Source organism: Acidovorax sp. Root217, assembly GCF_001428645.1.
In the GTDB taxonomy this organism is placed as follows: domain Bacteria; phylum Pseudomonadota; class Gammaproteobacteria; order Burkholderiales; family Burkholderiaceae_C; genus Acidovorax.
Window position 1 is genome coordinate 180,433 of sequence record NZ_LMIH01000018.1, and the last position, 13,678, is coordinate 194,110.

10 protein-coding genes are annotated in these 13,678 nt (G+C 67.2%); 2 read left to right on the forward strand and 8 right to left on the reverse strand.

Annotated elements, in window-relative coordinates:
* From ASE31_RS19250 to ASE31_RS19285, 8 genes are all read right to left on the reverse strand, one after another.
* Positions 1-2,221 (reverse strand): hypothetical protein (locus ASE31_RS19250; RefSeq protein ID WP_057203431.1); only part of this gene is annotated, 2,221 nt, incomplete at its 3' end.
* Positions 2,221-3,099 (reverse strand): hypothetical protein, encoded by an 879-nt coding sequence (locus ASE31_RS19255; RefSeq protein ID WP_057203432.1) that lies wholly within the window; start codon positions 3,097-3,099, stop codon positions 2,221-2,223. The genes ASE31_RS19255 and ASE31_RS19250, both read right to left, overlap by 1 nt.
* On the reverse strand, positions 3,096-3,650 hold the full coding sequence (locus tag ASE31_RS19260) for a hypothetical protein (protein ID WP_057203433.1): 555 nt from the start codon (positions 3,648-3,650) through the stop codon (positions 3,096-3,098). The genes ASE31_RS19255 and ASE31_RS19260 overlap by 4 nt, the downstream gene beginning before the upstream one ends.
* Before the next feature lie 9 nt (positions 3,651-3,659).
* Complete coding sequence (locus tag ASE31_RS19265) at positions 3,660-4,568, reverse strand: hypothetical protein (RefSeq protein ID WP_057203434.1); 909 nt, start codon at positions 4,566-4,568, stop codon at positions 3,660-3,662.
* A 3-nt stretch (positions 4,569-4,571) separates the two neighbouring features.
* Positions 4,572-5,018, reverse strand: a complete 447-nt coding sequence (locus tag ASE31_RS19270) for a hypothetical protein (RefSeq protein ID WP_057203435.1) — start codon at positions 5,016-5,018, stop codon at positions 4,572-4,574.
* Positions 5,015-6,367, reverse strand: coding sequence for a hypothetical protein (locus ASE31_RS19275; RefSeq protein WP_057203436.1), 1,353 nt, complete (start codon positions 6,365-6,367; stop codon positions 5,015-5,017). Before ASE31_RS19275 ends, ASE31_RS19270 begins: the two co-directional genes overlap by 4 nt.
* 2 nt (positions 6,368-6,369) lie before the next feature.
* Entirely contained in the window at positions 6,370-6,606 is a 237-nt protein-coding gene (locus ASE31_RS19280; protein WP_157412578.1) for a hypothetical protein, read from the reverse strand.
* A 16-nt stretch (positions 6,607-6,622) separates the two neighbouring features.
* Complete coding sequence (locus tag ASE31_RS19285) at positions 6,623-8,941, reverse strand: hypothetical protein (RefSeq protein WP_157412579.1); 2,319 nt, start codon at positions 8,939-8,941, stop codon at positions 6,623-6,625.
* A 161-nt stretch (positions 8,942-9,102) separates the two neighbouring features.
* Here ASE31_RS19285 and ASE31_RS19290 point away from each other — a divergent pair, with 161 nt between their 5' ends.
* Together ASE31_RS19290 and ASE31_RS32960 are read left to right on the forward strand one after the other, a co-directional pair.
* Complete coding sequence (locus ASE31_RS19290) at positions 9,103-9,966, forward strand: sulfotransferase (RefSeq protein ID WP_057203439.1); 864 nt, start codon at positions 9,103-9,105, stop codon at positions 9,964-9,966.
* A gap of 538 nt (positions 9,967-10,504) precedes the next feature.
* Positions 10,505-13,678, forward strand: a 3,174-nt coding sequence (locus ASE31_RS32960; RefSeq protein WP_157412580.1) for a DUF4347 domain-containing protein, incomplete at its 3' end; no start/stop codon positions are given.

The following is a 13,678-nucleotide window of genomic DNA, read 5'->3' on the forward strand; positions in this document are numbered from 1 at the left end:
TAACTCCACCGTTGCGAAGAACCGCGAGGATTTTCTTGGGATCGCCCTTGATCTTGAGCGCACCCGTTTCGAGCTTGGTTGCCACCATCGGCGCGGGCCGTGCAGTGGTTGATCGCGCATCCTGCACTGGCACAACCTGGTCCTCGTGATCAGTCGTTTGCGCCGTTGGCAGTGGTGCTGGTGCTGCCAATGCCTGCTTCGCCCGCTCGACACTGCCGGCCGTCACCACAACCTTCCCCGGCCCATCCATCATTGCGCCTTTGGGGATGCCCGCGCCCTCAAGCCACTGGCGCACCGCCTGGGTGTCTCCCTCCACGTCGAGCATGCCGCCCTCGCGCATCGTCATCTGCACCGGTGGTGGCGGCTGCCTTACCGCATCGGCAGCAGCGCCAGGCTGCGGCTGCGCCAGCACCTGCTGGGCCCGTGCGGCCTGCTCGGGTGCTACCCATACGCTGTCGGTCCACATCCACACCTGATCTACCCCGGCAGCGCGCAGTCGCTTGTCCAATTGCCAAGGGTCTCCTTCCACGCTCAGCGTGCCTTTGTCGGACAGGTGCATTGCGCCAACAGGCGCTTCCACCGCAGCATCAGCAGTCGACTCGGGCGCGGAAGTGCCTTGGGGGAGTGCCACATGCGAGTACGGCACGATCTCCTGCTGTGCATCTGCAACTTCAGCACCGGTCTGATGCGCGATCGTCCCAGCCTCGCCCCCGGGCACAGCGGGTGCCGCCAATTCGTCCATATGGCCGCTTGGCAAGGGCTGCGCATTCCTTTCCATGGATGAAGAGTCCACCGCCTGCGGCACGGCCGAGGCGACCGGGGTCACCGGCTGGCCTTGCACCAGGGACCGGAGCAAGTCGTCTCCATACCCACTGCCGCGCTCTGCAGCGCCCGCCGAGTTATCCAGCACGGGGTTGTAGGCATCGGGTGGGCCTTGCTGCGCGTGGCCCACCGGGCTATCCGGGCCGGGGCGAAGGGGTGCAGCCTGCACCCGGGTTCCTTTGGAACCGCTCGGTACTGTGCCAAGGACGCCCCCGACAAGTGCGCTGCGGCCGGCGTCATCGAGCAGGCCCTTGTCCTTGCCCGACACATGGATGTCGACAGCGTTGCTGCCGATGGTGTTGGCCGACTCCTGGATGGCCCCGGTCAGGCCCTTCGTGGTGATCTCTGAGCCGGTCGCCAGAAGGCGCCTGCCGGCATCGGCCAGCACCTGGGTGCGCACCGGTGGCGGGATCTTGAGCACCATGTCCTTGATCGCTTGCCCCGCAGGCAGCGGCAGCTTCTCGCTGGCGGCCGCCAGCCCTCCCTTGAGCGCGGCGGCCGCCGCACTGTCACCCTCTGCGTAGGCGGATCCAGCCGCGCTGGCCGCCATGGGCGCCGACAGGCTGGACTGCGCGCCAGGCACCATCATGGCCGCGAGAGCCTGCGCTGCAGGCAGGGAGTTGCCTGCCAGTTGGACCGTCATCCAGCGGCCGAACTCGCCGTTGTCCCAGGCTTGCGCCGGGCCTTGGCGCGACAGGGTGGAGGCGTAGCCTTCGCTCATCTGGCGCAAGTCATCCACCAAGGGCATGTTGGGTACACGGCCGAATACGGGAGAGCCGCCGCCATCGACCAGGACCTTGTTGACACCCTCGGTGACCAACCCAGTCGCCACCGACGGGACATTGAGCGTCCCCGCCAGCGAACTCGCCGCGCCCTGCTTGAGGGCGGCCTTGACGGGGTTGGCTTCGGCATAGGCCTGCACCCTGTTCAAGGGCGTAGGCGCCCGCATCTGTGGCGAATTGGCGATGCGCTGGCGCTGCTCGACGGCTTCTGCATAGTCGCGGCGGGAGAGTCTTTCGGCCTCGGCCAAGTCCATGCCTCTCGCAGCGCCGACCACATCGGGGCCCTCCAGCACGCTCTTCCACTCCGGGCGCGGACCGTTGGACGCCTCGATGGCCGGCCTCATCCAGGGCATCACTGCTGCGGCAGCACCTTTCACCAGGCCGTAGGCCTGGTCTGCAGCGTCCGACAGGATCGACGCCTGCCTGGGCGCATCCGTCCTGCGCGGGTCATCCACCTTGCGGCCATCCTGTGCGCGCGCGGCCGGCTCCATATCCACCATTGAAGTCGCCTGCCTACCATCGCCAGGCCCCAGCGCCACCAGCTCGAACGCAGACCAATCAATGCCTGCATTGGAAACCTCTGGCTCCTCCACCAGTTCGAAGCGGGACCAATCCATCACTGCGCTTTCGCCAGGGGCTCGGGCCGGCCATTGCGCACGATGTACCGCTGGCCGCTGGCGTCGCGGACCACCGTTCCGTCCTGCGGCGCGGACGACAGCGGCCGGCGCGCACCAGCGCTGGTGCTGGCGCCCACCCGCGAGCCAGTGCCGGCCTCGCCGATTTGGACCGGGGCCGTGGGGCGCAAAGCCGGCTCAGGCCTTGGACGCTCACTCGGGCGCTCGGGCTGCACGGCGCTGCTGCGCTGGAAGGCCGCAGCAGCATCGAGGGCAGAGCCGCCGCCCTGCTCCACGGCCACGGCACTGGCCTCCCCCCGGTCGTTCAGCCCGAACTGCCGCTCTCCCCGCGCATGCACGTCGAGCTTGCCCGGGTCCAGGAACAGCGTGTACAGCCGCTGCAATGCCTGCGCGCCCTTCTCGCGGTCGTAGGCGGCGCGCTCCAGCGTGGTGGTGGGCGGCGCAGCGTCCATGCTGCCGGCCCGGTCGTAGCGGGCAAAGTCGCCGGCCGTGGGGGCCACGGCGTTCATCACGGGCATGCCAAAGCCCACGTCGGCCAGGCGCAGGCCGGCGTCTTCATGGACGGCACGCACGCGGTTGACCAGGTCCTGCCGTTGCTCGGGCGTCCGGGCGCGGGCGGCTTCCTCCATCAGGTTGAAGCCCTTGCCGCTGCCAGCACCACCAGCGGACCCGACCCGCGTCTGCTCCTGCTGCCACTGCCGGTCGGCCGTGCGTTGCTGTTGCAGCTCCAGCGCGGCCTGCTGCTTGTCCTGCAGCAGCGCGCGCTGTGCCTGCAGTTTCTCATCGTCGACCGCCATGGCCGACATGCCGCCGCCCACGCCCTGCAGCGTGCCGCCCAACAGGTTGGCGAAGAAGCTCATTGCATACCCCCTTGCAATGGCTGTGGTTGCTGCTGCGCCATCTGCGCGAGGTTCAGGCCCTGCGGTCCGGGTGCGGGCCCGGGCGCCGGCAGCGGCTGGCCACCGGGTGGAGCACCGGGCGCAGGCATCAGCCCATCCTCGGCGTCCATGCGCATGTACTCGGCGATGGACTCCTGCATCACCTGCTGCAGGAAGGGTTCGAGCTGCTCGTCCGGCACCATGCCCGCGTCGTTGGCCAGGGCGGCCACGTCCTTGACGAACTGCACGCCCACGTGCAGCAGCACGGCCGGGTCCACGGGCTGGCCGGCCTTTTCGGACTGCGTGGCCAGGAAGCGCAGGGTCTGCGTGCCGAACTTCACCGCTGCGCCGGCAGGGTCGATGTCCATTGCGCCCTTCCATTCCACCGCAGACTCGGCCAGCAACTGGCGAGCGCGGCCCAGCAGCATGTCGAACTGGGCCTGCTGCTCTGCGCTGGCAGGGGTCTTGCCGCCGGTCGTGCCTGTGGTGGGCGAGTGCGCGGGCGCACCCTGTGCCATTTCGTTGAGGTTCATGGTGGTCCTTTACTGCACGATGCGGGTGGTGGGGGTGTAGCTGTAGCGCTGCTTCTGCCATGCCAGCTTTTTCTCCTCGGCCTTGGCGTTGGCCGCGCCGCTGATGCCAGCGCCCACGCCCTTGATCACTTCGCCCACGGCCTTGTCGTTGCTGAGCAGCTTGTCGAAGAAGCTGCCCGGCTTGGGGGCCGTGGTGCTGATCGTCTTGGGTGGCTCCACGCCCTTGCTGATGTCGCCTGCCTTAAGCTGCTGGTCAGAAGAAGCCCTGGACACTGCCGCATTGGTTTCAGCCGCAGATGGAGCGGTAGAGGCTGGAGCGGGGGCGATGTCGCGCGCGGCGCCCGAGTTCTCAGCTGTCCTGGCGGCCTCCACCACAGCCTTTGTGTCAGTACCCAAGGGCTGGCTGGTGTTGGCCAGGTTCACCCCCTTGGCGGGCCCGATGGAGTTGAGCTCGACAGAGTTCATGTCGCCTGGGCTGTAGGTGCTGTTCCCCAGACTGTCCGTGGTACCCGAAAAATCACCCATGGCTAAGCTGCCCAAGCCATCCGCAAGGTCGAAAGCTCCCGCCGCCGAGTTCGCACCGAAGGCGGTGGTTCCATCGAGCATCGCCTTGGTGCTCAGCGCGCCACCAGCTTCTGTCAGGCCTGCGGTTTCACCCCCGCCACCGAACCCTCCGTTGACAGCCCCGTACACCGCTCCTGCAATGTTGATCACCTTGACCATGTCCTCGCCGAAGACCTTGGAAGCCGCCTTGTTGACCTTGTCATTGATGCCGGTGACCTGAAAGGCAATGGACGCTACCGTGGAAACCACGGTGGCGGCTGCCGCTGATCCGATGGCGGCAGTCAGGCCCACGGCAGAGGCAATGGTGGCAGTGGCGCCCGTGTAGGCCATGATGATGGGGATAGCGACGGCCATGGATCAGCTCTCCAGTGCGGACACGTAGGCCGTGCCCATGACGCCAAAGCCCCGGCGGGCCATGACCTTGTTGAAACGTGCCGGATCGGCGATGCCGGCGTAGTCGTGCACCACGAACTGCACAGCCCGCATGCGCGTGGCCCAGCCCTGCAGCGCCGCCAGCAGGCGCAGGCCCGAGCCGTCCTCGGCGTACCAGAGCAGCTCGTAGGCGGTCTGCCGGCGGTTGAAAAGACCGGGCTGCACGATGCCCGCGATCAGGCCGCGCAGCGCGCCGCCCTCTTCGCTGACGAACACCGCGCCGGCCAGGCTGTGGATGACGCCCAGGAAGGACGCCTGCACCTGCGCCAGCTCGATAGGCTGGTCAGCCATTTGGCTGGCGGCGTGCTCGCGCAGGGCCAAGGCCACCAGGCCAGGCAGGTCATCGCGCGTCGCGCGGCGGATGACGGTCATGGTCCGCTACTCCCTGCATCGCCGGCAGAGGGGGCATTTGTTGCAGGCCCTGGCGATGGTGCGGTGGCTTCCCTCGGCGCCGTCTTGATGATCCAGCTGTCCGGGTTGTAGCCCAGCCGGTTCGCCAGCACGGTCAACTGCGGGTTATAGGTGGTCGCCAGGTCGGAGAGTGCGCGATCAGCCTTCTCGGGCGAGAGATCGGCTGTATTGATCTGGAACACCTTGGCGGCGTAGTCTGCCCGCAGGTTGTTCAGCGTACTGCGGTCATTCGCATCGGTCTGGCTTTGCTGGTTGCGGTCGTCGTGGTTCAGTTGCATCTGCAGCCGCGCCATGCTGGTGTCGGGCTGGATCGCCGCCGCGCGCGAGGCCGCATCCAGCTGCGCAATGGACATCTGGGTCTGCGCCGCGAACTGGTCGCGCGCCGACTGGTAGCCGTTCTGCACAGCGTCGCGCTCCAGCGTCAGCTGCTGCTGGCGGTCCAGCATCCGGTACTCGCGGTCGAACTGCTGCTGCGCCGCCCATTCATTGGCCTGCACATTGAAGTCGGCCATATAGGCATCGCGCACGAAGGCATTGTTGTCGCGCGCAAAGGTGTTGGCCTGGCCGGCGTTGAACTCGCCTGAGCGGGCATAGGTGCTCGCGTCCTGCTGGGCAATTGGCATGGCCGCGTCGTACAGGGCCGAGTCGGCCGCCGTCAGCGCCATCGAGCTGTTGAGCAGGCCACGCGTGTTGGCCGTCTGCAGCGCGCGGGCGCGGGCCTGCTGCATCAGCGGGCTGTCGTCCGCAATGATCTGCTGCAACTGGCTGCGCACCGTCTCGTTGGGCGCCACGTCCCAGCGCGTCATGCCCTGCAGCTGCGACAGGTTGATGCCCGTGGTGGGCGGCTTCCTGGCGTCCTTGGTCCAGCCCTTCTGGGCGTCGTAGGTGTAGTCGTAGTAGGGCTTCTCCAGCCCGCCTGTGGTGCCATAGCCACCGATGGCCGAGTCCTCGGCCGACCAGCCGTAGAGTTGCCCGAACTGCTTTTGCGTGAGGCCCAGGCCCTGGGCCTGTGCGGCGACTTCCTGGCTGGTCTTGCCCACCGACCACTGCTTGCCGGTGTTGATCTCGTCGGCCGTGAGGTCGCGCCCGCCCTCCCAGCCGGTGGAGGCTGCGGCGGGTGCCGGCGATGGCGCATACGAGGGTGCCGGGGCTGGCGACGGCGCTGCGCCCCAGGCCTGGCTGGCCAGGTTGAACTGCGCGTCGGTGACGCCCAGCGATTTGCCGATGCGTGCCAGGTCCTCGTCCGACGCGCCGTTGGCCCGCTCGGTCGCATAGGCTGCGTTGACGTGATCCTGCGTGTACTCTGCCATGGTCAATATCCTTTGCTGCGGTCGGTGGTGCCGCGCTGCTGCGCCTGCAGGGCAATGCGGCCTGGCAGGGCCAGCAGGGCCTGCAGCTCCTGGATGGCGGCCTGCGCGGCGCGGATCTCGGAGTCGCTGGAGCGCACGGTGGTGCACACGGTGGTCAGCTCGGCGATACGCTCCGCTGCATAGGTCTGCACACCTCGCCACACGGCGGTAGCGGGGTTGATCTGTTCCATCCAGCTCATGTGAAATCCCCCGTGCTCATATGCCCTTGCCCATCTGTGCGCTGAATGCCATCTCGGCATTCAGCATCTGCGCCTTGCTGTCGCGGTCGGCCTGGCGGTCGGCCAGCACGGCGCGGGTCTTTTGCACCTCGAACGCCTGGCGCCGCTGGGCCTCGGTCTGGCCCGTGCGCTCGCGCGCCGCGGCGGTGGCCGCGTCCAGCGCCATGCGCTGCTGGGCCAGCTCGCGCTGGGCCATGGCCTCGTCGCGGCGCAGCTGCAGGCGGGCCTTCTCCAGCTCGCCATCCATCGCGGCCTGCTCGCGTTGCTGGGCCACCCGCTCGGCGTCGGGGCCGCTCTTGCCGGGGGGCTGCTGCGCCTCGGCCTGCTGCATGCGGGCGATCTCCTGCTCGGTGGGCAGCACGCGGTCGGGGTCGAGCTTGAAGGCGCGCGCAAATTCGCGCATCAGCCGCATCTGGTTGCTCGGCGGCAGGCCCATGGCCTGCGCCGTCTGCATGAAGGCCTGCAGCCGCTGCGCCTGGCCCTCCAGCTCCACCAATGCGGCAATGCCCAGCGCACGCACGCGGCTGTCGCCCTTGATCTCGGCCTTCTCGCTGTACTGCATGTTCCAGTCGAAAAAGCGCGTGACCAGCGGGGTGACGATGTCGTCGTCCCAGTTACGCACCGCGCGGCGCACCCACAGGTTGGCCGCGTTGTAGGCAATGCTGGCACCCGTGGCGCTCTGCATGTAGCTCGGCGCCTCGGTGCCTTGCAAAAAGGCAGGCAGCGTGCCCACCTCTTCGATCAGCTGCTTGCTCATGCCGAAGATGGCCTGCAGCTCCTGCAGGCGCGCATCGATGGCGATGAACTGAATGCCCTGGCGTGCGTCCGAGCCCGGGCGCTTGTTGCGCCAGAACTTGCCCGGCGCCATGCGCCACGAGCCATCCACCGGCTCGATGGCCTGGTCGTCCACCACCACCTGGGGCAGCACGCACAGGCCCATGTTGTCGTGCATGGCGCGAAACGCGCTGTTGGCGCTCTCCTGGTTGTCGCGCACCTCGTACGGCATGCCAAAGCCGAAAATGCTGGCCTCGTCCATCTGCCAGGTGAACACGCTGTAGGGGTGCTCGTTGCTATCGAGCGGGTTCAGCGCCGCTTTCAGCACCTCGCCCTGGCTGCCGAACCACACCACGCCGGTGTAGGTCTTGAGCGGGTCGTCCTCCACCGCGCAGCCGCAGTCGATCAGGTCCTGCGCGGTGATGGGGCCGTGGTACTCCCACACCTCATAGCGCCGGTCCTTGGCGCCGCTGGCGCCGCTGATGGCGCGCAGCCGCTCGCGGTAGTTGTTGGTGGGCGTGGTCGGCTCGGCGCCCAGCATGCGGCGCAGGGCATCGGCGTCCAGGTCGGGCATGTCCTGCAGGTCGGCCGCCTCCTGGCGCGTGAGGTAGTGGCGCTCGAACACGAACTCCGCTTCGCGGATGTGCGTGCTGCTCATGTCGGGGAAAAAGTTCCACAGGTCCACCCGCGCCGCCTGCGGCAGCGGCTTGCGCGCAAGGCTCATCACATACGCGCCATCGCCCTGCCGCGCCCAGCGCTTGGTGGTGCGAAACATCGGCACCGGCCCCTTGAGCACGCCCGTGCCGTACAGCACCGCATCGTGGATCACGTCGCGCGCATGGCGCGGGTAGCTGCATTCGGCCAGCTGGTCGTCGATCTCGCGCTGCATGGCATCGCAGCGCTTGGCCGCCTCGTCCACCATCTGGCCAATCGCCTGCTGTATGCCGCCGGCCGTGAGCATCGGCCCCTCGGGCGACTGCATGGGCGTGTCGGGCGGCAGTTGCCCGGCCAGGTCCAGGGCCTCGTCCAGGTCGGGCACGGGCGTGGGCTCGATCACGTAGTTGCGCTCTTCGCTGGGGAACAGCATGTCAAAGAGCCGCGCCTCCACCAGCCCGCACAGCCGGCGTGTCAGCGGCACAAAGACCCGGCTGCCGTACTCTCCCTCATCACCGAACATGCCCGGGTCGTACTGCCCGTTGAACTGGCGCACGTCCTTGTACCAGCGCTCCTCGATCACCTGGCGCTGCTGCACCTGCTCCTGCGCCAGGGTGAGCAGGCGCCGGCCCAGGGCACCCACGCGCACGGCGCGGGCCTCGGCCTCGCGGCGCTGTTGCGCGGCGAACTCATCCTCATCGATGCGCTGCTGCGCGGCATCGGCCTCGCTCGCCTCGGCCAGCAGGGCCAGCACTTCGTCGGCGCCCATGGCGCCGCTGGCGACCAGGGCGGCAATGTCATCGGCGGCCTGGCTCGTCAGGCCATCGGCCACGGCAAAAGAGGGATGGGAAAACGGTGGATTGCGCATGCACCGCAGTGTTGCGGTGCGGTGCCGCGCGAACAACGCGCGGCATATATGCAGGTCTGCGCGCGAGCCCCGCGCCTGGCGACATGGGCAAGCAAGGCGATACAGTATGCGCAGGCGCCGACGGATTGCCCTGTTCTTCTTACTGCCCGCACTTCATCCCAATGACCACTGCCTCTCCCCGCTACCATTTCATCACCGGCCTGCCCCGCTCGGGCTCCACCCTGCTGTCGGCCCTGCTGCTGCAGAACCCGCGCTTTCATGCCGGCATGAGCAGCCCCGTGGGCGGCCTGTTTCGCGGCATGCTCAACCAGTTGGGCGCGGGCAGCGAGTTCGGCCCGGTGGTCACCCGCGCGCAGCGCCACCGCCTGGCGCGCGGCCTGTTCGACAGCTACTACGCGGACTTGGCGGGCGAGAAGGAAGTCATCTTCGACACCAACCGCATGTGGAGCGCGCAGATGCCCGCCCTCATCGAGATGTTTCCGGGTGCGAAGCTGATCGCCTGCGTGCGCAACGTGGCCTGGGTCATGGACAGCATCGAGCGGCGCTACCGCGCCAACCCCTTCGAGATCACCCGCCTGTTCAACGACGACACCGAGCGCAACACCGTCTACAGCCGCGTGGACACGCTGGCCCAGCGCAACCGCATGGTCGGCTACCCGTGGACGGCGCTCAAAGAGGCGTTCTACGGCGAACATGCCGCCTCGCTGCTGCTGGTGGACTACGACCTGCTGGCCCAGGCCCCGCACAAGGTGCTGCCGCTGATCTACCAGTTTTTGCAGGAGCCGGCCTTCGAGCACAACTTCGAGAAAGTTCAGTACGACGCCCCCGACTTCGACGAGGCCCTGGGCCTGCACGGCCTGCACAAGGTGCGCCCCACCGTGGGCCTGGAGCGGCGCGAGACCATTCTGCCGCCCGACCTGTTCGAGCAGTACGGCAAGCTGTCGTTCTGGCACGACCAGGCGAACAGCCGCGCCAGCGTGATCACGGCAAAGGCCTCAATGACGCCAGCGCCGCAGCCGGTGTGAGGCCGAATCGACAGCCCTGACCGCACAGCCTGCCCGCAGGCTCTCGCATACCCAGACGCAACCTTCATCGCCTTGCAACCACCACAGTGCATGAGGCGAGAGCCGCGCCGCCGCACTGCCTGCAGCATGCGTTGGAGGCCGGTTGCGCCCAAACGAATCAAGATGTTACGAGGGCTGCCAAATGGCAGCTTTTTTGTTGACCCTCACGACTCTTTCACTTAATTTCAACCGTCGCTCCAAACTGGGGATTTTCGGACGCACACCTTGTCCTCCAATGAACGCAATGAAAGCCCTGAACCTGCACGCAGCCTATGGCGCACGGCGCCGCCGGTTGCGCCGCAGTCTGTCCCGGCTTGCGTTCAGCCCTTATTGAGCGGATACGTCCGTGCCCGCGCGCTCCGCACGCCTGTGCAGCCAGCCGCCCCCGTTGATCGCCCATACCGTTGGCTTGATCGCATCGGGCGGCGCCGCCTGCCTGCGCGCATGAACCAACCGCACGCATCCACAGCAAACACACCGATTTAACTGGATCAGTACCATGACCACCTCGTACACCTCAGAAACTGCTGCGCGCGAAATCGTCTTTGTCGACAGCCGCGTGAAAGATGCCGATACCCTTCTCAAAGGCTTCCCGCCTGGCGCGCAGGTGGTGTACCTTGAGGCGGGTAAAGACGGTCTGGCGCAGATGGCCGCCACGCTGGGCGAGCGTGGAGACGTGGGCGCGGTGCATGTGCTGGCCCACGGCAGCGAAGGCCAGATGTGGCTGGGCACCACCTTCCTTGACGCAAGCACCCTGGCCGGCCAGAGCGAGGCGCTGGCAAGCATCGGGCGCGGCCTGACGGCCGATGGCGACCTGCTGCTGTACGCCTGCAACCTGGCGCAGGGCGAGGCGGGTGCACAGTTCGTCTCGAACCTGGCCGCCCTCACCGGGGCCGATGTGGCCGCCAGCGACGACCGCACCGGCGCTGGCGGAGACTGGCAGTTAGAGATCACCACGGGCCATATCGAGGTGGTCCCTGTCGTATCGACCGAAGCCGCTGCCAGCTACGACCATGCGCTGGCAACGGTGACCGTCACAACTGGCAATGACAACGGCGCAGGCTCGCTGCGTCTGGCCATTGCCAACGCGACTACGGGCGACACCATCACGTTCAACGGCGCCGTCCCGACCGTCACGCTAAGCAGCGGCGAACTACTCCTTAACAAGAATCTGATCATCGACGGTGATCTGGACAACAACGGCACAGCAGATGTAACCATCGACGCCAATTACACCAGCCGGGTGCTAAACATAACGACCGGCTCCAACGTGACCCTGGACGGTCTGGTGATAACGCATGGCTCACTCTCCGGTGCCGGGGGCCGGGGCGGCGGTCCAAGCCCCAGCGCCGATGGCGGCAGCGCGCTTGGCGCGGGAATATCCAATGCGGGCACGCTGACTATCAACAACACCAACGTGACGGTCAACGGCGCCGCTGGCGGCGGCGGCGGCGGCGGTGTGGCCAACGCCTTCGTCGGCGGCGGCGGCGGGGGCGGTGGACCGCTGATCAATGGCGCCAATCAAGGCACTGGCGCCAGAGGAGGCGATGCAGCTGACGGAATCAGTTTTTCCTATGCGGGTGTAGCGGGAGGGCCTGGAACTGGGGGCCGAGGCGGCAGTTATGACGGCATAAATCTGGGAGGCAAGGGCGGGGCGGCAACCGGAGGGGCTGGAGCCACAGGCTCTTCCAGCTACTCCAATGGTGGCAATGGCGCCACTGCGCTGAGCGGCTCGCTCAAAGTGGGTGGCGGTGGCGGTGGCTCGGGTTGGGATGCCGTGGGTAAGGCTGGCGGCATGGGCATCGGGGGTATCTACAACGCGGCCACCGGCACCATCACGGTCATCGGCACCTCGGCCATCACCAGCAACGTCGGTGCTGGTGGTGGTGGTGGTGGTGGTGGCGCCGGAAGCACCCAAGGCAGCCCTGGCGCCTATGGCACCGATGACAACGGCGGCCCAGGTGGCCTTGGTGCAGGCGGCGTTTACAACGCCGGCATCTTCAACATCACCGCCGCCAACTTCGCGCTCATGACAGGCAACGTCGGGGCCAGTGGCGCGGGCGGCCCGGAGAATGGTGCTGGCGTCACTGGCACGGTACCCACGCCTGTCAACAATCTGGGCGGCACCGGCACCAACAACACCGCCTACGTGATCCCACCCACCATCACCAGCGCCACCTACGACGCCGCCACCGGCTCACTGTCGGTCACTGCCGTCGGCATGACCACCGGCGACACCATCGACGTCAGCAAGCTCACCGTCACCGGCGAGGGCGGCGTCACCTATACCCTCACCACCGGCAACGTCACTGCCAGCAGTGCAACGGCGTTCAGCGTCACACTCAACCCCACCGACCTGGCTGCAGTCAACCAGATCATTAACAAGAACGGCGGCGCTTCCACCGGTGGCACCACGTTCAACCTGGGCGCTGCCGCCAACTGGGACGTGACCGCTTCCGCCCCCGCCGATCTCACGGGCAATGCCGTCACGGCCGCCAACGTGGCCGCGCCCACCATCACCAGCGCCACCTACAACGCCGCCACAGGCGTGCTGACGGTCACGGGCACGGGCTTCCTCAAGCTCAACGGCGCAACCAATGACATCGACGTCAGCAAGCTGACCTTCGTGGGCGAAGGTGGTGCCACCCGCACGCTGACCACCACCAGCGTGGAGATCAGCTCTGGTACCTCGTTCTCGGTCACGCTCAATGCCACAGACCTTGGCTTCGTCAACCAGATCGCCAACAAGAATGGCACCAGCTCCACCGGCGCCACCACCTATAATCTGGCCGCCGCAGAAGACTGGGCCGCAGGGGCCGACGCTGCCGTGGTGGTCGCCGACCTCACCGGCAACGGGGTCACGGTCGCCAACGTGGCCGCGCCCACCATCACCAGCGCCACGTACGACGCCTCCACGGGCGTGCTGTCGGTCACGGGCGCAGGATTCCTCAAGCTCAATGGCGCCACCAACGACATCGACGTCAGCAAGCTGACATTCGTGGGCGAAGGTGGCGCCACCCGCACGCTGACCTCCACCAACGTGGAGATCAGCTCTGGTACCTCGTTCTCGGTCACGCTCAACGCCACAGACCTTGGCTTCGTCAACCAGATCGCCAACAAGAACGGCACCAGCTCCACCGGCGCCACCACCTACAACCTGGCCGCCGCAGAAGACTGGGCCGCAGGGGCCGATGCCGCCGTGGTGGTGGCCGACCTCACGGGCAATGGCGTCACGGTCGCCAACGTGCCCACGCCGACCATCACTTCGGCCACCTACGACGCGGCCACCGGCACCCTGGTAGTCACAGGCACAGGCTTTCTCAAGCTCACTGGTGCCAACAACGACATCGACGTCAGCAAGCTCGCGCTCGTCGGCCAGGGGGGCGCATCCCACACGCTTACCACGGCCAGCGTGGAGATCACGTCGGGCACCAGTTTCACGGTCGTCCTGTCGGGTGCGGACCAGTCGGCATTGCGTACCGTGATCAACGCCAATGGAACATCTTCATCCGGCGGAACCACCTACAACCTGGCTGCTGCCGAGGACTGGGCGGCCGGCGCCGATGCCGCCGTGGTCATCGCGGACACCACGGGCAACGGCATCACCGTCTCCAACGTGGTCTCGCCCACCCTCACCTCGGCCACCTACGATGCCGCCACCGGCATCCTGTCC

Bases quoted from the DNA above. Each gene is read 5' to 3' on its own strand.
- ASE31_RS19260 (WP_057203433.1), bottom strand. From the start codon at position 3,650: ATGAACCTCAACGAAATGGCACAGGGTGCGCCCGCGCACTCGCCCACC.
- ASE31_RS19255 (WP_057203432.1), bottom strand. From the start codon at position 3,099: ATGAGCTTCTTCGCCAACCTGTTGGGCGGCACGCTGCAGGGCGTGGGC.
- ASE31_RS19290 (WP_057203439.1), top strand. From the start codon at position 9,103: ATGACCACTGCCTCTCCCCGCTACCATTTCATCACCGGCCTGCCCCGC.
- ASE31_RS19270 (WP_057203435.1), bottom strand. From the start codon at position 5,018: ATGACCGTCATCCGCCGCGCGACGCGCGATGACCTGCCTGGCCTGGTG.
- ASE31_RS19285 (WP_157412579.1), bottom strand. From the start codon at position 8,941: ATGCGCAATCCACCGTTTTCCCATCCCTCTTTTGCCGTGGCCGATGGC.
- ASE31_RS19265 (WP_057203434.1), bottom strand. From the start codon at position 4,568: ATGGCCGTCGCTATCCCCATCATCATGGCCTACACGGGCGCCACTGCC.
- ASE31_RS19280 (WP_157412578.1), bottom strand. From the start codon at position 6,606: ATGAGCTGGATGGAACAGATCAACCCCGCTACCGCCGTGTGGCGAGGT.
- ASE31_RS19275 (WP_057203436.1), bottom strand. From the start codon at position 6,367: ATGGCAGAGTACACGCAGGATCACGTCAACGCAGCCTATGCGACCGAG.